General features: G+C 71.8%; 16 protein-coding genes. 12 read left to right on the forward strand and 4 right to left on the reverse strand.

The genetic code is table 11. From position 1 onward, the window contains the following. Window positions 1-5 precede the first annotated feature (5 nt). Window positions 6-1052: a metal ABC transporter substrate-binding protein gene (locus tag ACGRHY_RS18845; protein ID WP_394636486.1), complete on the reverse strand. Its 1047-nt coding sequence runs from the start codon at window positions 1050-1052 to the stop codon at window positions 6-8. A gap of 163 nt (window positions 1053-1215) precedes the next feature. Between ACGRHY_RS18845 and ACGRHY_RS18850 the strand changes: the two genes are divergently transcribed. The 3 genes from ACGRHY_RS18850 to dusB all read left to right on the forward strand — a co-directional run bounded on the left by ACGRHY_RS18850 (window position 1216) and on the right by dusB (window position 4397). After that, window positions 1216-2598 (forward strand): glycine--tRNA ligase, encoded by a 1383-nt coding sequence (locus ACGRHY_RS18850; RefSeq protein WP_394636487.1) that lies wholly within the window; start codon window positions 1216-1218, stop codon window positions 2596-2598. Between the two features lie 258 nt (window positions 2599-2856). Next, entirely contained in the window at window positions 2857-3171 is a 315-nt protein-coding gene (locus ACGRHY_RS18855) for a hypothetical protein (RefSeq protein WP_394636488.1), read from the forward strand. A gap of 95 nt (window positions 3172-3266) precedes the next feature. Then, window positions 3267-4397: a tRNA dihydrouridine synthase DusB gene (gene dusB, locus ACGRHY_RS18860; RefSeq protein WP_394636489.1), complete on the forward strand. Its 1131-nt coding sequence runs from the start codon at window positions 3267-3269 to the stop codon at window positions 4395-4397. A gap of 26 nt (window positions 4398-4423) precedes the next feature. Here the strand turns inward: dusB and ACGRHY_RS18865 are convergent, their stop codons facing one another. Beyond that, on the reverse strand, window positions 4424-5899 hold the full coding sequence (locus ACGRHY_RS18865) for an MGH1-like glycoside hydrolase domain-containing protein (RefSeq protein ID WP_394636490.1): 1476 nt from the start codon (window positions 5897-5899) through the stop codon (window positions 4424-4426). 364 nt (window positions 5900-6263) lie between these two features. Between ACGRHY_RS18865 and ACGRHY_RS18870 the strand changes: the two genes are divergently transcribed. Together ACGRHY_RS18870 and ppdK are read left to right on the forward strand one after the other, a co-directional pair. Next, a complete protein-coding gene (locus ACGRHY_RS18870) occupies window positions 6264-7469 on the forward strand; it encodes an ROK family transcriptional regulator (protein WP_394636491.1) in 1206 nt (401 codons plus the stop codon). A gap of 477 nt (window positions 7470-7946) precedes the next feature. After that, entirely contained in the window at window positions 7947-10685 is a 2739-nt protein-coding gene (gene ppdK / locus ACGRHY_RS18875; protein ID WP_394636492.1) for a pyruvate, phosphate dikinase, read from the forward strand. Window positions 10686-10884: 199 nt separating this feature from the next. Here ppdK and ACGRHY_RS18880 read toward each other — a convergent pair whose 3' ends face one another. Next, window positions 10885-11166, reverse strand: a complete 282-nt coding sequence (locus tag ACGRHY_RS18880) for a hypothetical protein (RefSeq protein WP_394636493.1) — start codon at window positions 11164-11166, stop codon at window positions 10885-10887. Between the two features lie 190 nt (window positions 11167-11356). On the opposite strand from ACGRHY_RS18880, the gene ACGRHY_RS18885 reads away from it, so the two are divergent. From ACGRHY_RS18885 to ACGRHY_RS18915, 7 genes are all read left to right on the forward strand, one after another. Then, complete coding sequence (locus tag ACGRHY_RS18885) at window positions 11357-11800, forward strand: DUF6907 domain-containing protein (protein ID WP_394636494.1); 444 nt, start codon at window positions 11357-11359, stop codon at window positions 11798-11800. Beyond that, on the forward strand, window positions 11797-12108 hold the full coding sequence (locus ACGRHY_RS18890) for a hypothetical protein (RefSeq protein ID WP_394636495.1): 312 nt from the start codon (window positions 11797-11799) through the stop codon (window positions 12106-12108). Before ACGRHY_RS18885 ends, ACGRHY_RS18890 begins: the two co-directional genes overlap by 4 nt. After that, complete coding sequence (locus ACGRHY_RS18895; RefSeq protein WP_394636496.1) at window positions 12105-12434, forward strand: hypothetical protein; 330 nt, start codon at window positions 12105-12107, stop codon at window positions 12432-12434. Before ACGRHY_RS18890 ends, ACGRHY_RS18895 begins: the two co-directional genes overlap by 4 nt. After that, entirely contained in the window at window positions 12431-12766 is a 336-nt protein-coding gene (locus ACGRHY_RS18900; RefSeq protein ID WP_394636497.1) for an HNH endonuclease, read from the forward strand. The genes ACGRHY_RS18895 and ACGRHY_RS18900 overlap by 4 nt, the downstream gene beginning before the upstream one ends. Window positions 12767-12875: 109 nt before the next feature. After that, entirely contained in the window at window positions 12876-13415 is a 540-nt protein-coding gene (locus tag ACGRHY_RS18905) for a hypothetical protein (RefSeq protein WP_394636498.1), read from the forward strand. Between the two features lie 5 nt (window positions 13416-13420). After that, complete coding sequence (locus ACGRHY_RS18910; RefSeq protein ID WP_394636499.1) at window positions 13421-13789, forward strand: hypothetical protein; 369 nt, start codon at window positions 13421-13423, stop codon at window positions 13787-13789. A 247-nt stretch (window positions 13790-14036) separates the two neighbouring features. Beyond that, a complete protein-coding gene (locus ACGRHY_RS18915) occupies window positions 14037-14357 on the forward strand; it encodes a hypothetical protein (protein WP_394636500.1) in 321 nt (106 codons plus the stop codon). Between the two features lie 504 nt (window positions 14358-14861). On the opposite strand, the gene ACGRHY_RS18920 is transcribed toward ACGRHY_RS18915, so the two are convergent. After that, window positions 14862-17825, reverse strand: a complete 2964-nt coding sequence (locus ACGRHY_RS18920) for a phage tail tape measure protein (protein WP_394636501.1) — start codon at window positions 17823-17825, stop codon at window positions 14862-14864. Between the last annotated feature and the right edge of the window lie 6 nt (window positions 17826-17831).

Genomic DNA, 17831 nt, shown 5'->3' on the forward strand with positions numbered 1-17831 from the left:
CCTCCTCACCGGGCGCCGAGCGCCTTCCGCAGGGCCTGGAGGTTGGCCCGCATGATCTCGAAGTAGTCGTCGCCGGGGGAGGCGTCGGTGACTCCCTCGACGGGGTCGAGGACGTCGGTGCGCAGCCCGAGGTCGTCGGCGAGGGTCTTCGCGGTGCGCTCGCCGGCCGCCGCCTCGAAGAAGACCGTGTCGACGTCGTCCTCCTCGGCCACCCGGTGCAGCTGCTTCATCCTCGCGCCGCTGGGCTCGGACTCGGGGTCGAGACCGGCGACGGACTCCTCATGGAGGCCGTAGCGGTCGGCGAGGTAGCCGAAGGCCGCGTGGGCGGTGATGAAGGTGTCGGTCCTGCGGTTCTCCAGGCCCTCGCGGAAGTCCGCGTCCAGGTCCCTGAGCTTCTCCGCCAGGGCGTCGGCGTTCTTCCGGTAGTCGCCGGCGTGGTCCGGGTCCGCCTCCGCCAGGGCGTCGCCCACGCCCTCGGCGACCTCGGCGTACTTCACCGGGTCGAGCCAGACGTGCGGGTCGGTGGCTCCCTCGCCGCCGTGGTCGTGGCCCTCGTGGCCCTCTTCCTCGTGGCCTTCCTCTCCGTGGCCGTCCCCGTGCTCGTCCCCGTGCTCCTCCTCGTGGCCGGGGTCGCGCTCCGCCGGCTCGGTGTAGGAGGTCACCTCGGCGACGTTCTCCACGCCGGACAGCTCGATCGCCTTGTCCACGGCCGGCTGGAACCCCTTGAGGTAGACCACGAGGTCCGCCTCGCCCAGCACGGCGGTCTGCCGCGGGCTCAGCTCCAGGTCGTGCGGCTCGACACCGGGCCCGACCAGGGAGCTGACCGAGACGTGCTCCCCGCCTATCTCCTCGGCGAGGAACTGCATCGGGTAGAACGAGGCGACGACGTCCACCCCGCCGCTCGCGTCCCCTCCCGTCTCTCCCGCCTCGCCTGCTCCGCAGGCGGTCAGGCCGAGCATGCCCATGGCGGCGGCTCCGGCCAGTGCGGTACGGGCGGCGGTGCGGCGGGGGCGGGGTATGAGAGGGCGGCGTCGAGCGTTCATGACACTCATTTTCACCCTAGTTGGAAATGATTGTCAAATGAGATGGAGATCCCGGCGACCGATGGCGACCGGGTTTCCAGTCTCTCGCGTCCGAACCCCGAACCGATTTGATCCCGCCCCCGTCATCGCCGGTAACCTGAGGCATTCCGTCGTCTGTACCGAAGAGAGCACCGTGGCCGCCGACAAGATCGACACCATCGTCAGCCTCAGCAAGCGCCGTGGCTTCGTCTATCCCTGCAGTGAGATCTACGGGGGGCAGAGGGCCGCCTGGGACTACGGTCCGCTGGGTGTGGAGCTGAAGGAGAACATCAAGCGCCAGTGGTGGCGCTACATGGTCACCTCGCGCGACGACGTGGTCGGAATCGACTCGTCGGTCATCCTCGCCTCCGAGGTCTGGGTCGCCTCCGGCCACGTGGCCACCTTCACCGACCCGCTGACCGAGTGCACCTCGTGCCACAAGCGGTTCCGCGCCGACCACCTCGAGGAGGCGTACGAGGCCAAGCACGGCCGCCTCCCCGCCGCCGGCCTGTCGGACGTCAACTGCCCCAACTGCGGTGTCAAGGGCCAGTTCACCGAGCCCAAGCAGTTCTCCGGCCTGCTGTCCACGCACCTCGGCCCGACCCAGGACTCCGGCTCGGTCGCCTACCTGCGCCCCGAGACCGCGCAGGGCATCTTCACCAACTTCGCCCAGGTGCAGCAGACCTCGCGCCGCAAGCCGCCGTTCGGCATCGCGCAGATGGGCAAGTCCTTCCGGAACGAGATCACTCCGGGCAACTTCATCTTCCGCACCCGCGAGTTCGAGCAGATGGAGATGGAGTTCTTCGTCAAGCCGGGCGAGGACGAGAAGTGGCACGAGTACTGGATGGAGCAGCGCTGGAACTGGTACACCGGGCTGGGCCTGCGCGAGGAGAACATGCGCTGGTACGAGCACCCGGCGGAGAAGCTCTCCCACTACTCCAAGCGCACCGCCGACATCGAGTACCGCTTCCGGTTCGGCGGTGGCGAGTGGGGTGAGCTCGAGGGCGTGGCCAACCGCACCGACTACGACCTGAGCTCGCACTCCAAGGCCTCCGGCCAGGACCTGTCGTACTTCGACCAGGAGGCCGGCGAGCGCTGGACGCCGTACGTCATCGAGCCCGCGGCCGGCCTCGGCCGCACGATGCTGGCCTTCATGCTGGACGCCTACACCGAGGACGAGGCGCCCAACGCCAAGGGCAAGATGGAGAAGCGCGTCGTGATGCGCCTCGACCCGCGCCTGTCGCCGGTCAAGGTCGCCGTTCTGCCGCTGTCGCGCAACCCGCAGCTCTCCCCGAAGGCCAAGGGCCTGGCGGAAACGCTGCGCAAGCACTGGAACATCGAGTTCGACGACGCCGGCGCCATCGGCCGCCGCTACCGCCGCCAGGACGAGATCGGCACGCCGTTCTGCGTCACCGTCGACTTCGACACCCTCGACGACAACGCCGTGACGGTGCGCGAGCGCGACACCATGAAGCAGGAGCGCGTCTCGCTCGACCAGATCGAGTCCTACCTCGCGGCCCGGCTGATCGGCTGCTGAACCCGCCGTACGCGCGGCTCGTGTGGAGGCCTCCGGACCCGGTGCGGGTGCGGAGGCCTCCGGCCGTCTCCGGCGCCCGCACGGCACCGGAAGCCGGGGCGGCCCTGCCGCCGCCCCGGCCGCGTCCCGCTTGCCGGGATCCGGAAAGCGGCCGTCGCCGAACACTGCCCCACTCGGCTCTGGTGCCGCCGTGCACAGCCTTCCAGAATGGGCCGGGCACGCACGGGTGGGAGATCCGGAGGGCGACGAGGGGGGCGAATGCTGACGACGGGCACGGTGACCACGGGCACGGTCAGCGGTTACGGACAGGACGGGCGCATCCACGAGGTGAGGATCACCCGTGAGCTGTGCTTCCGCCGCGGCACGGGGGAGGGCCGCCATCTCGTCTGCGGCACCTGCGACCGCCGCTTCACGGCCCGCGGCCTCGCACGTGCCGAGGCCGCGCACCACCTGGCCGAGCACGGCGCGCGGGGCGGCGGCGGACAGCGGCTGAGCCCGGCGCCCTGGATCCTCGGGCTGATCGGGCTGGCCGGCTTCCTCGCCGTCTTCACCCCCGCCCTCCTGGGGCACTGACCCCGGGAGGGGCGGGGCGCGCGGGGAGCGGTCCGGATGGGGGACAATGGAGGATCGTTCCCCACCACCGAGCGACAACGAGGACGCCCTCCGCCATGTCACAGCAGCTCGCCATCGGCCCGCACACGGTCCGGCCGCCCGTGGTCCTCGCGCCGATGGCCGGGATCACCAACGCGCCGTTCCGGACGCTGTGCCGCGAGTACAGCGGCGGCCGGGGACTGTTCGTCAGCGAGATGATCACCACCCGGGCACTGGTCGAGCGGGACGCCAAGACCATGCGGCTCGTCCACTTCGCCGAGACCGAGAAGCCGCGCTCCGTCCAGCTCTACGGCGTGGACCCGGCGACCGTCGGCAAGGCCGTCCGCATGATCGCCGACGAGGACATGGCCGACCACATCGACCTCAACTTCGGCTGCCCGGTGCCGAAGGTGACCCGCAAGGGAGGCGGCTCGGCGCTGCCGTACAAGCGGAACCTGCTGCGGGCCATCCTGCGCGAGGCCGTCACCGGCGCCGGCGGGCTGCCGGTGACCATGAAGATGCGCAAGGGCATCGACGACGACCACCTCACCCATCTGGACGCCGGGCGCATCGCCGTCGAGGAGGGCGTCACCGCCGTCGCCCTGCACGGCCGCACCGCCGCCCAGCACTACGGCGGCACCGCCGACTGGGACGCCATCGCCGCCCTGAAGGAGGCCGTGCCCGAGATCCCGGTGCTGGGCAACGGCGACATCTGGTCGGCCGACGACGCGGTGCGGATGATGCGCGAGACCGGCTGCGACGGCGTCGTGGTCGGACGCGGCTGCCTGGGCCGGCCGTGGCTCTTCGGCGATCTGGTGGCCGCCTGCGAGGGCAGGCCGGAGAGGGCCGAGCCCACCCTGCGGGAGGTCGCCGCGGTGATGCTGCGGCACGCCCGGCTGCTGGGGGAGTGGCTGGAGGACGAGGCGCGCGGAGTGATCGACTTCCGCAAGCACGTCGCCTGGTACACCAAGGGCTTCCCGGTCGGCTCCGAGATGCGCCGGAAACTGGCCGTCGCGTCCTGTCTCGCCGAGCTGGAGGACCTGCTGGGCGAACTCGACCTGGACCAGCCGTGGCCGAAGGGGGCGGACGGCCCGCGCGGGCGCACCTCCGGACGTAACCGGGTGGCCCTGCCCGACGGCTGGCTGGACGACCCGTACGACCGCGCGGGCGTCGCGGCCGAGGCCGAGCTGGACACCTCCGGCGGCTGAGCCGTCCCGGGGTGCCCCGGGACGGCTCAGCCCGCCGTGCCGCTGCGCACCAGCGCCCCGACGCGCATCCCGGTGCGCACCGCCGCGCGGTCCGCGGACCGGTCGGCGGTGCGGGACAGCAGGTCGAGGGCGAGGGCCGCCGTCCAGCTGAACTCCCGGGAGCCCCGGCCCGTCCCGGTGTGCGGATCGACGTACTCGGCGAAGCCGGACGCGGCGGCCGACGCCAGCACCGCGGCGCGCAGGGAGTCGGCCCGGTTGGTGTGCCCGTACTGCCTCAGGCCTCGTTCCACCAGCCAGTTGACGTTGAACCAGGCCGGCCCCCGCCAGTAGCGGCACGAGTCGAAGGCGTGGCCCTTCAGGTCGTAGCTGGGCACCAGACGGACGGTGTCGCCCAGTCCGAAGTGCTCGCCGCCGACCGTGCGCAGCAGCGTGCGGACGATGCCGTGCGGCAGGCCGGGGACGATCAGCGGCACCAGCCCGGCGGCGCTGCGCTCCCGGATCGGCTCGCCGCGGTGCCCGGCGCGTACGTCGCGGCACAGGAACATGCCGCTGTGCTCGTCCCACAGGCGGTCCACCAGGGCATCGGTCAGCCGCGCGGCCCGTCCGCGGTGCCCGCCGGGGTCGTCCCCCGGGCCCTCCGCCCCGACCTCGGCGGCGATCTGCGCCAGGGCGTGCTCGGAGGCGATCAGCAGGGCGTTGACACCGGGGTCCTCCACCGCGAACGGGTGCGGGGCGTCGGCGTCCCGGTAGCCGTGGTCGCGGTAGTCGGCCGCCAGCCGCACGTACCGGCCGTAGTCCAGGTCGGTGGGGCGGTCGGCGGCCGAGCCGTGGTCGAGGTCGCAGCGGCGGAAGGAGCAGAGGTCGGCCGGTTCGACGCGCGACAGGGGGGCGTCCCAGGCCGGGCTGTTGTCCATGCCCGGTTCCCACGGGTGGACGGCCGACACCAGCCCGTGCCCGCCCAGGTCGCGGTGGGCGGTCAGATAGCGGTGCCAGGCGACCAGCCGGGGGTAGAGGCGTCTGAGGAAGCCGCGCCGCCGCGAGGTCGCCGGGTCGGCGCGGTGCACCAGCCAGGCGGCGAGCGCGTGGACGGGCGGCTGCACGATTCCCGAGGTCTCCGTGTGCCCGGGTGCCCCGGCTCCGGCACCGGCGGTCGAGGAGCGCCAGAAGTCCGGGCTGGGGAAGTACGCGCCGAGCGGCACGGACGGATTGAAGACGATGTGCGGGACGCGGCCGTCGCCCCACTGGGCGGCCATCAGTGTCTCCAGCTCGCGCTGGGCGCGCGGCGCCGACAGATGGCGCAGGCCGATCGCGACGAACGCCGAGTCCCAGCTCCACTGGTGCGGATACAGGCTGCGCGAGGGAACGGTCGAGGCGCCCGTCCAGTTGCGCAGCAGCACCTGGCGCGCGGCCTGGCGCAGCTCGGCCGCGGTGACGCCGACGGGCGGCCGCTGGGCGGGGATGAACGGCCGGGCTGTGGTGAGGGGGATCGGAACGGGCTTCATCGGACCGCCGAACCCGGGCCGGAGCGGGCGGTGGAGCGCGGTGTGCGCGGCCACGCCTCCCGGGCCGCAGGCCACGGCACCGACCCCGGAACGCCGGCCCCGGGGGAGGGCGGGGATATGGGAATGTCGGTGGGTTGGGCGACGCGCTCCACGAGAACTCCGGTGTCTGTACGACTCCTAGGTTACGTCTCCATAAGCCTAGGGTTCTGTCTTGCGAAAAGGCAGAAGCGATGCTGTGAGACCCGACACAGAAAGGCGCGGGAGGAGGCGCGGGCGAGCACGGCCGACTCGCGGACGGAGGCTGAGCAGGGCGTTCGGCAGGGGCGGGACGGCGGTGGCCGGAGGGTGCGGCGAAGATGACCGTATGACCGGGAACCAATCCAGCGCGGGACATCTGCTGCGACTGGTCCGCAGCGGGCAGGCGACCACCCGCGGCGAACTCCAGCGCGCCACCGGACTGTCCCGATCCACCGTCGGCCACCGCCTCGACCAGCTTTTCGGGGCGGGCTGGATCCGCGACGGCGCCACCGTGCCCGCGGGCGGCCCGGCGGGCGGACGCCCGTCGAACCGCCTGGAGTTCGACGGCTCGCACGCCGTGGTGCTCGCCGTGGACGTGGAGACCCGGCACGGGCTGGCCGCCGTGCTGGACCTCAACGGCCGGGTGCTGGCCGAGCACACCGGGCCGCTGAACATCGAGGACGGCCCGGAGGACGTGATCGACCGGGTGGCGAGGTGGTTCCCGCCACTGCTGGAGCGGGCCGGGGCGGCGCCGGAGGGCGTCTGCGGCATCGGGGTGTCGGTGCCGGGGCCGGTGGAGTGGGAGTCGGGGCAGGTGGTCCAGCCGCCGATCATGCCGGGCTGGGACCGCTACCCGATCCCGGAGCGGATGCGGCGGGCGTATCTGCGGCACACCGGTGCGGACGGCGAGGGCCCCGTGGTGCTGGTGGAGAACGACGCCAACCTCATGGCGTACGCCGAGCAGCGCACCGGCTGGCGCGACTGTGGCGCCTTCCTGCTGGTCAAGGTCTCCACCGGCATCGGCGCGGGGCTGGTGGTGGACGGCGAGATGTACCGCGGCACCGACGGCGGCGCGGGGGACATCGGGCACATCAGACTTCACGACCGGCCCGACGCACTGTGCATGTGCGGCTCGTACGGCTGTCTGGCGGCGGTCGCCAGCGGCCGGGCGCTGGCGGCACGGCTGACCGGTTCCGGCGTTCCGGCCGCCTCCGGCACCGGGGTGCGCGAGCTGCTGGCCGCCGGGCAGCCCGACGCGGTGCGGCTGGCCCGGGAGGCGGGGCGCCGGGTGGGGGAGGTGCTGGTCACCGTCGTCACCGTGGTCAACCCCGGAGTGCTGATGATCGCGGGCGACCTGGCCGGCACCCCGTTCGTCACCGGGGTGCGCGAGCTGCTCTACCAGCGGGCGATGCCCCGCAGCACCGCTCATCTGACCGTGGTCACCTCCCGGCTGGGGGAGCGGTCGGGCCTGGTGGGGGCGGGGGCGATGGTCGTGGAGCACCTGTACGCACCGGAGCGGGCCGATGCCCGGCTGGCCGCCATGGGGCTTTGAGGCGGGGTCGCCGGAGGGGCAGGGCAGGTCGGGGTGCGTCTACCAGGTGCTCATCCGAGCGGCGTAGCTCCCTTATGTGTCCAATGGCTGAGATGCCGGGCCCGTCAGGAGGGTGATGCTCGCCACTCTGATAGGGGCTGCGCTCACATGAGCGCTTAAAACGGCTCTGCACTTCTCCAAAGGGTGGCACTCGGTGCCACCCTTCTTCCGTTCACCCGCCCGCCACCACCCTCGCCCAGAGTGGCGCGGACGCGCCTTTTCCGCTACCCACCGCGTTGATGGCTTCGAGTGGTGAACGAACCAACTCGTGGCACTTGAATCAGCCTTTACTTTCGATCCGTCGGCGGATGAGCGGTTACGCCCCCATGGACCACCGGTGGACGTACTCGAAATCCTTCGATCTGGGTACGCTCCCCGCCGTCAGGGCAGCCTTCCCCCGGCCTCCGCCGAGGGGATCCAGCGAGGAGCGCGATTCTCTTGCCGGAAAACCAAGAGCCTCACGTAACCCAGAAGTTCGTCTACGACTTCACCGAGGGCAACAAGGACTTCAAGGACCTCCTCGGAGGCAAGGGAGCCAACCTCGCCGAGATGACCAACCTCGGTCTTCCGGTCCCTCCCGGGTTCACCATCACCACCGAGGCGTGCAAGGTCTACCTCGACTCCGGCTCCGAGCCGCCGGCCCTCCGCGACGAGGTGAGCGCCCACCTCGACGCCCTTGAGGAGAGGATGGGCAAGAAGCTGGGCCAGGCGGACGACCCCCTGCTGGTGTCCGTCCGCTCCGGCGCCAAGTTCTCCATGCCGGGGATGATGGACACCGTCCTGAACATCGGCCTGTCCGACGACTCCGTGGCCGGACTCGCCGCCCAGGCCGGGAATGAACGTTTCGCCTGGGACTCCTACCGGCGCCTCATCCAGATGTTCGGCAAGACCGTCCTCGGCGTCGACGGCGATCTGTTCGAGGAGGCGCTGGAGGAGGCCAAGCGGGCCCGGAACGCCTCCACCGACGTCGACCTGGACGCCGGCGACCTCAAGAGCCTCGTCGAGGAGTTCAAGGGCATCGTCTCGGAGCAGACCGGCCGCGACTTCCCGCAGGACCCGCGCGAGCAGATGGACCTCGCCATCCGCGCGGTCTTCGACTCCTGGAACGGCGAGCGCGCCAAGCTCTACCGCCGCCAGGAGCGCATACCCCACGACCTGGGCACGGCCGTCAACGTCTGCTCGATGGTCTTCGGCAACCTCGGCCCCGACTCCGGCACCGGCGTCGCCTTCACCCGCGACCCCGCCAGCGGCCAGCAGGGCGTCTACGGCGACTACCTCGCCAACGCCCAGGGCGAGGACGTCGTCGCAGGCATCCGCAACACCGTGCCGCTGGCCGAGCTGGAGACGATCGACAAGAAGTCCTACGACCAGCTCATGCAGATCATGGAGACCCTGGAGAACCACTACCGGGATCTGTGCGACATCGAGTTCACCATCGAGCGCGGCAAGCTGTGGATGCTGCAGACCCGGGTGGGCAAGCGCACCGCCGCCGCCGCGTTCCGCATCGCCGTCCAGCTCGCCGACCAGGGCCTGATCGACGAGACCGAGGCGCTGCGCCGCGTCAGCGGCGCCCAGCTCGCCCAGCTGATGTTCCCGCGCTTCGACGAGAGCCGGACCGGCGGCGGCGCGGCCGAGCGGATCGGCCGGGGCATCGCGGCCTCGCCCGGCGCCGCCGTCGGCGCGGCCGTCTTCGACTCCGCCACCGCCGTGGCCCGCGCCCGCGCCGGCGAGAAGGTCATCCTCGTGCGCCGCGAGACCAACCCCGACGACCTCGACGGCATGATCGCCGCCGAGGGCATCCTCACCTCGCGCGGCGGCAAGACCTCGCACGCCGCCGTCGTCGCCCGCGGCATGGGCAAGACCTGCGTGTGCGGTGCCGAGGAGCTCCAGGTCGACCTCAAGCAGCGCCGCATGACCGCCCCCGGCGGCCTGGTCGTCGCCGAGGGCGACGTCATCTCCATCGACGGCTCCACCGGCAGCGTCCACCGCGGCGAGGTGCCCGTCGTGCCCTCCCCGGTCGTGGAGTACTTCGAGGGCCGCACCCGGCCCGACGAGCAGGCCGGTGAACTGGTCCGCGCCGTGCACCGGATCATGGCCCTGGCCGACGGCAACCGCCGCCTGCGGGTGCGGGCCAACGCCGACAACGCCGAGGACGCCGCCCGCGCCCGCCGCTTCGGCGCCCAGGGCATCGGTCTGTGCCGCACCGAGCACATGTTCCTCGGCGAGCGCCGCGAACTGGTCGAGCGCCTGGTCCTGGCCGAGACCGACGAGGAGTGCGAGGCCGCGCTGGCCGCGCTGCTGCCGCTGCAGAAGGGCGACTTCGTCGAGCTGCTGACGGCCATGGACGGCCTGCCGGTGACGGTACGGCTGCTGGACCCGCCGCTGCACGAGTTCCTGCCCGACCTCACCGAGCTGTCGGTGCGGGTCGCGCTCGCCGAGGCCCGCGGCGAGACCGACGAGGACGACCAGCGTCTGCTGCGGGCCGTCCGCCGGCTGCACGAGCAGAACCCGATGCTGGGCCTGCGCGGTGTGCGCCTGGGCCTGGTCATCCCCGGCCTGTTCACCATGCAGGTGCGGGCCATCGCCGAGGCCGCCGCGGACCGGGCCGCCGCCGGCGGCGACCCCCGTGTGGAGGTCATGATTCCGCTGGTGGGCACCGTCCAGGAGCTGGAGTGCGTCCGCGAGGAGGCCGAGAAGGTCATCGCCGAGGTCCGGCAGGCCCGCGGCGTGGACCTGGAGCTGCTGATCGGCACCATGATCGAGCTGCCGCGCGCGGCGGTGACGGCCGGCCAGATCGCCGAGTGCGCCGACTTCTTCTCCTTCGGCACCAACGACCTCACCCAGACCGTGTGGGGCTTCAGCCGGGACGACGTGGAGGCGAGCTTCTTCACCGCCTACCTGGAGAAGGGCATCTTCGGGGTCTCGCCGTTCGAGACCATCGACAGGGACGGCGTCGGCGCGCTGGTGCGAGGCGCGGTCGAGGCCGGCCGGGCCGCCCGCCCCGATCTCAAGCTGGGCGTGTGCGGAGAGCACGGCGGCGACCCGGAGTCGGTCCACTTCTTCCACGGGATCGGCCTGGACTACGTCTCCTGCTCCCCGTTCCGCATCCCCGTCGCCCGCCTGGAGGCGGGCCGCGCGGCGGCCGTGGAGAGCGGGGAGGGCAGCGACAACCGGTGACTTCACCGGTGCTATGACCAACCGACACCGGGACCGCCCCGCCGGCCGACCCTCACCGGCGGGAACGGCGGTCCCGGCGCACAAAGGGAAGGGCGGCGCCTGTGCGGAGGCGCCGCCCTTCTTTGTGTGATCAGGCGAAACGCGGTTGAGTGCCCTCTGAACTGCGGAAATGCCGTCCGTGGGTACTCAACGGCACGCATCATTTCTCAGCGTCTTGTGCCCTCGTTGTGCCCTCTGACTCGGCCGCGCCCTGCGCCTCGGCCCGCTCGGCGTCGACCTGATCGGCGATCCGGCGTGCCCACTCGCGGCTGTAGGGGGTGTGCTCGGAGATCGCGGTGAGGGGCACTCCCGCCCGCCGCGCATCTGCGATGAGCGCGTCCAAGGCCTTGCGTGCCTTCTCGTGGGCGCCTGTGGCGCGGTCCAGCTTTCTCAGCCAGGGTGCCCTCTCCTGCTCGCTGAGCTTCGGCGTGTTCGGTGTCATGGCCGCATGTTCCCACAGCGAGTGCCAAGCGACTAGGCAGCCACGGTGCAAGAAATGCTGCCAAGTATGTTGCGCTGTCCGCCGAGTGTGTGCAGTATGGAGAGTGCCAAGATACTTGGCAGCCCCGCCCGGTGCTACCAACACCGGAACGGGGCCTAGGTCAGACCCTTCTCACACAAGGAGTCATCCCATGGGGAAGACCCTACCCAAGTCCGTCGTGTCCTCGCGCTCCGAGGCGCTGGCCGTCCAGCCGGGCCGCATGGTGCCGGCCCGGATCCAGGGCGCGCTGCTCTCGATCCCCTGCCCGCCCTGGTGCACCGTCGACCACGTCGAGCAGGACGTGGCCTTCGTCGCGGACATCTACCACGCCAGCGACCGGGTCAGCGTCTCGGCGCCGGCCATGGGCGGCGGCACGGAGGACGTGCTGGAGGCGTGGCTGACGGTCTACCCGTTCGCCCACGGCCCGGAGGCCGCGCCGGTCGTCGCGTTCGACGCGGCGGGCGGGGGCGAGGTGGCCGAGCTGTCGCCGGAGGCGCTGGAGGCGCACGCCGACCAGCTCGCCGCGCACGTCAAGAAGCTGCGCCACCTGGCCCGCCTGGCCGCCGTCGCGCGTACCGCCGGTGGTGCGCGATGAGTCGGGCGACGGCCGTGGAGACGGCCCGCCGGATCCTGGACGACACCTCGGGGGTGGCGTTCTCCAGCCCGATGGACGCGGCGGATGCGATCGGCTCCCTGCGGGGCGCGGTGCGCGGGCTGCTGGGGGTGCTGGACGCCGAGCCGGTGTCGGCCCGCCTGGCGGCGCAGCGCGACGAGGAGTTCATGAACCTGGCCCGTGCGACCCGCGGGCAGATCGGCAAGGTGCGGGCCGCCGTCGAGGAGCTGGACGCGTTCGAGCGGGCCCTGTCGGCGATGCTCGCCCCGAAGGGCGGTGCGGACCGGTGAGCGGATACGCGGCCCACTTCAAGGACGTGACGGCCGAGAAGCTGTTCGCCATCGAGGAAGCCGGCGACTGCGACGACCCGCGGCTGTACGTGGAGGGCCTGCTGGTGATGCTCGCCGCGTGGCGGGCGGACCTGGAGCGCTGGCGGGACAGCCTGGACCCCTCCCTGCCGTTCGCCCTGTCGGCGTACCGGAGCGCTGCGGCGGAGTACGGGCGGGCCCTGGACGCGGTCCGGGAGGCGTGGCTTCAGTGGTCCTTCCAGGCCGCCGAGGGCCCGTCCCTGCCGGAGCGGTTCGACCTTCCCCCGGCGGGGGGTGCGGTCCGGTGAGCCGCCGGACCGGGGCGAAGACGCCCGAGCGCCGTGCGCACCGGGCGGCGCAGATCGCCCAGCGCAAGGGGCACGGCTGGCGGTGCTTCTACTGTCGGCGGCCGTTCACCGAGCAGCGGCGCTGGACGTTCGACCACTACATCCCGTACCGGCTGTGGCGCACGACCCGCCTGCGGAACCTCGTGCTCGCCTGCGAGTCGTGCAACGCGGCGAAGGCGGACGCCCTGCCGTGGACGGTGGCCGCGCTGCTGCTGCAGCGGGTGCTCCATGACGAGCTGTGGTGGCGGGCGTGCATGCCCGCGACCGCCTCGGAGTACCGGCCCGCGGCCTGACAACGCCGCAGGTCGTTACCGATCTCCCCCCTTGCCTGACGCCGCCCCGGGATGAGCCCCCGGGGCGGCAGTCGGGCCCATCTTCAGCAGACCGGAAGAGGTAGGCACCATGACCATTCTCCCCGAGACTTCGGCCACCGTTGACCAGTGCGCGCTGCTGCCGATCCCGCCGGCCTACGGGCCGTCGCTGGTGTCGGGCATCGGCGGGGACGGGCCCGCCCGGGCGGTGGTCCGGCTGGCCGTCGCGGTGACCCGTGACGAGCTGCTGTACGCGCTGGCCGAGCAGTACGCCCTCATGGGCGAGGAGACCGACCCGGACGCCCTGTCCGCCGCCGAGGTGCGGCAGATGGTCGAGTGGTCCCTTCAGGGCTACTCGGCCGTGGAGATCGAGCGCGGGACGGCCCGGCTGTGGGCCGGTGTGGAGGACTGGACGGACGCCGAGCGGGACCGCATGCAGGGCCTGGCCCGGGCGGTTGACCGGGCGTACCCGCCCGCCGTCTCCCCGGTCGTCGTGGGCGACGAGCCGGTGACCGGGGCCCGCTGCACCGCGGACGGCTGCGGCTGGACCTCGGGCGCCGGGTACGTCGAGCAGGTCACCCACGCCGGCCTGGCCCACGCCGAGGCCGCGCACCAGGCGCAGGGGCGGTGACGGCGGTGGAGCTCGTTCTCCAGTGGACCGGCCGCCACGCGGCGGCTCTCCAGCGTGCGCTCCGCATGAGCAACGAGCGGTTCGCCGAACACCTCGGCGTCGCGGTGCGCACCGTCGCCGGCTGGCGGGCGCGGCCGGACATCGTTCCGCGCGGCGAGCTGCAGGACGTGCTGGACACCGCGCTGGAGCAGGCGCCCGAGGCGTCCCGGCAGCGGTTCGCGCTGCTGCTGGAGGCCGCGCCCGCACCGGCCGCCGAGCCGCCGGCCGAGGGCGGTGGCGTGGTGCCCGCGCTGGTGGCCGAGGTGGCTCTCCTGCAGGCGCGGGTGGACCACCTCCAAGAGCAGCTTGCCCGGCTGGCCGGAGCCTCCCTTTAGGCGGTTGCGCCGCAGGTCGAATCCCTAATCCCCGCGCCTGTTCCCGCAGGCCGTATCGCAAGTGCCCGGGGCCGGTGGGCCCGCCCTCTCACTCCACGGAGGACGGTCCCACCGGGGCCCTTCCCGCCCGTGCGCGAGACCGCTTCGGCGGTGCGCGCGGCGGGGACCGGCGGGCCGTGCTCCCGCTGGCCCGGATCCAGATGAGCAGCGCTCGACACCCATCCGCGCACACCCCTTGGAGGACGTCATGTTCGGACGACGCAAGAAGAACCTGTACAGCTTTGAGCAGCCGTCGCGGGCCGCCGTGGAGGCGTACCAGGCGACGCAGGACTGGGGGTGCGTCGACTGCCGCACGGACACCCGGTGCGAGTACTACCACCTGCGCGGGGAGGTGTGGCAGGCCGCGGGCATGGGCCCGAAGGGTCTCCTGTGCATCGGCTGTCTGGAGCGCCGGTTGGGCCGGCGGGTGTCGCGGGCGGACTTCACCGGGGTGCCGATCAACGACCCGGCTTACTCGCGCCCGCCGCGGCCGAAGTCGGCCCGGCTGCTGGACCGGCTGAAGCGGTAGCCCCGGGCCGGGCGGCTGCGTGGTGCAGAGGACCACGCAGCCGCAACCGTTGCCCACCCCTTCGTCGTTGGCGGCCTGCGGAATCACGACCCTGTCACAACCCGCGTAACGACCTCTACCGGCCCGGTAGGCGGGCGTGACGCCCCCGTGACAGTGCAGGTGGAGGGCATGACACCCGCATGACAGCACGTGACGCGTCACGCGCCCGTCACGTGCACTGTCACGCGCGTGACCTGCGATGTCACGTGCCCGTCACGCCCACCGTCACGGGCGGGATATCCCGATATGGGCTGCTGCTCGGCGCTGCTCGACCGCAGGTCGGCGCCTGCTCGGACGGCTGCTCAGGGGGTGCTCAGACTCCTGCTCTGAGCACCCCCTGAGCAGGGCTTGAGCACCCGGACGAGCACCCGGTATGCCCCAGACTGTCCGCTGGTCAGCGGCCGGACAGGGGGCGGACACGACTCGGACGCCGTCCACCCCCTGTCCGGGCCCTGTCCGCCCTGCTCACATCTTCCGGCCGGCCTGCATCCGCCGACGCGCCGCGGTGAAGCCGTCGGCGGTGCTCTCGTCGGCGATGCCGCGGACCCAGCCGCGCACCATCGGCCCGTCCTCCAGCTGCAGCACGACCGGCTGGCCGGGCTGGAGTCCTCCGCCGCCAGCCGCAGCCGCCTGTACGGCCCGCCATTGCGGGGCGGTGAGCACGGCCTCGGGCCGGCCGGTGGCGTTGACGGCCAGCGTCGCCCCGGGCATGAGCCAGCCGCCCGAGTCGTACCCGCCGGGCCGGTTGTAGGCCCGGCTGAGACTCCCGTACCGGGAGAGGGCGTACCGCATCGACGCATAGATGTTGGCGAGCGGGTCGATCGAGACGCCGTACAGATGCGGGCCCCGGTCCCGGAACCGTCCGGCGTGCGCCCGGAAGGTGGGCCCGATGACCTGCATGAGACCGACCGACGGGGTGCCGTTCTTCGCGTTGATGTCCCACAGGTTCACCGCCCGCGGGTTGCCGCCCGACTCCTGGTTCATCCGGCGCAGGGTGGTGCCGAGCAGGGAGCCGGGCTGGCCGACCATGCGGAGCGCCTGCAGCACCACGTTCGTCCAGCGCTTCACCCCGGCGCCGCCGACGTCGACCGAGGCGCCGCCGTCGCCGGTGAAGAAGCCCTTCACCATCTTGGTCAGGCCGCCGATGGCCATGCGGGGCAGGCCGGCGGCCATCTTGCCCCAGCTGCTGCCGGTGAGGGACTTCAGCTTGCTGGTGATGGGCTCCAGCAGCTTCTTCAGGCCCTTGACCGGGTCGGTGAGGAAGTCGGCGGCCGAGCCGATCGCCCCCCGGATTTTCCCGATGATGCCGCCACCCGCGAGAAGCTGTGTACCTGCCGCTTGGTGCAGAGCCAAGGCCCGCTTGCGGTACTTCGGATCGGTGGGGATCACGTACTCGGGGTGGCGCGGGTTGCCCTCGCCGACGATCGCCGTGGGCCGGTTGAAGACGCCGGGCTGGACGGGCATCGGCCCGCCCGCGGCCAGCAGCGGCAGCTTCTCCAGCTTGGGCAGGCCCGGAATCCAGTCGCGGATCTTGCCCCAGGTGCCGACGATGCCGTCATTCCACACCACCCGGATCACCCAGTTGATCGGCTTCTTCGTCGCGTCCTTGATCTTGCCCCAGGCTTTGCCGATGCCGTCCTTCGCCACCTCGAACGCGTCCTTCACCTTGCCGACCGCCCGCTTGAGGGCGTCGAACGCCTTCTTGATGACGTTCTCCCACACCCACGAGATGCGGTCGCCGATCCAGCCCATCACCGGCTTGACGCCCTTGTCGTACAGCCACTTGAAGACCGCGCCGACCGACTGGATGGCGAACTTCACCATGTTGAAGTAGCGCTTGACGATGTTGTTCCACCACCAGGAGATGATCGCGCCGATGGCCTTGAACACGGGCGAGATGACCGACTCCCACAGCCACAGGGCGATGCGGCCGACCATCTTCCAGTAGGCGACGATGAACCCGATGTACGGCTTGATGATGGACGTCCACAGCCAGGACACGATCTTCCCGAACCAGGCGAAGAACGGCTTCAGCGCCTTGTCCCACAGCCACATGGCCGCCGTCCGCACCGCCGACAGGGCCTTGTCGACGATGTTGCGGAACGTCTCCGACTTCTTGTAGGCCACCACCAGGGCGGCGGCCAGGGCGACCACGGCGACGATGATGAGCACGGCCGGGTTGGCGGCCATCACCAGATTCCAGGCGGCCTGCGCCACCGTCCACGCCTTGACGCCGAGGACGATCCCGGTGATGACGCCGGCCAGCGGCAGCAGCACCGGGGCGAAGGGCCGGATCGCGCCCAGCACCTCCCGCAGCACCGGGATGACGTGCGTGCCGAGCACGTTCACCAGGCCCGACTGCAGATCCCGCGTGAACGTCGTCAGCTCATGCCCGGGGCCGGACCGGACCGTCTTGCCCAGCTTGTCCGCGGCCCCGCCGAACTTCCCCAGCTCCTTCGACGCCCCCGAGGGGTCCATGGCCAGCAGCGCGTCGCCGAGATCCTCCGCCTGCGTACCGAACAGGGCCACCGCGGCTTCGGACTGCTTGACCGGGTCCTTGATGCCGCGCAGCCGGTCCAGGGTGGTGTCCAGGGCGGCCGTCGCCGAGGAGCCGCCCTTCGCGAACTTCTTCGCCATGTCGTCGGCGTTCAGCTTCAGCATCTTGAAGCCGTCCGCCGTGGTCTCGCTGCCGTCGATGGCCCGAAGGGAGAACTCCTTGATCGCGTCGGCGGCCACATCCGAGTCGCGGGCGCCCGCCTGAATGGCCTGCGAGATCAGACCCATGGCCGTCGACCCGTCCAGGCCGGCCTTGCGGAACTGAGTGCCGTACTCGTTCATGGTGTCCAGCAGGTCCCCGCCCTTGTCGGCGCCCTGCTGGAACCCGGCGGTGATGACGTCGAACGCCTCCTTGGAGTCCTTCGCCAGCCCGGTGCGCATCATCTGCGACACCGCGTTCGTCACCCCGCCGAGATCCTGGCCGAACACGCCAGCCACGTCCGAGGCGCGGGTGGCGATCTGCTGCAGCTGCTTGTTCGTCGCGTCCGGCGGCGCCAGGCCCGACTGCACCACGTGCTTGATGGAGTCCGCGGCCTCCTGGAACGAGCCGGACACCCCCGAGCCGTACAGCTTGCCCGCCAGCTTCCCGTGCCGGGCCGCGACCTTGTCGGTGGTGCCCAGCTGCGCCTGCAGGGCATTGCCCGCGTTCATCTGCCCGATCGCGTCCGTGAGCCCCTTGACGAGCACCGCGCCCGCGGCCACCCCGGCCGCGGCCGCCGCCGCGTTCATCCTGTCCTTGAAGCCACCGCCCGCCGCATCCCCCGCCCGCTCGCCGGCCACCTGCGCGGGACCGGCGAGCTGGCGGCGGATGTCATCCCCGATGCCCTTGACGGAGGGGATGATCTGCAGGGTGGCGTAGCCCACTGAGGGCATGGCCGT

The sequence above is a fragment of the Streptomyces shinuiensis genome (assembly GCF_043660855.1).
In the GTDB taxonomy this organism is placed as follows: domain Bacteria; phylum Actinomycetota; class Actinomycetes; order Streptomycetales; family Streptomycetaceae; genus Streptomyces.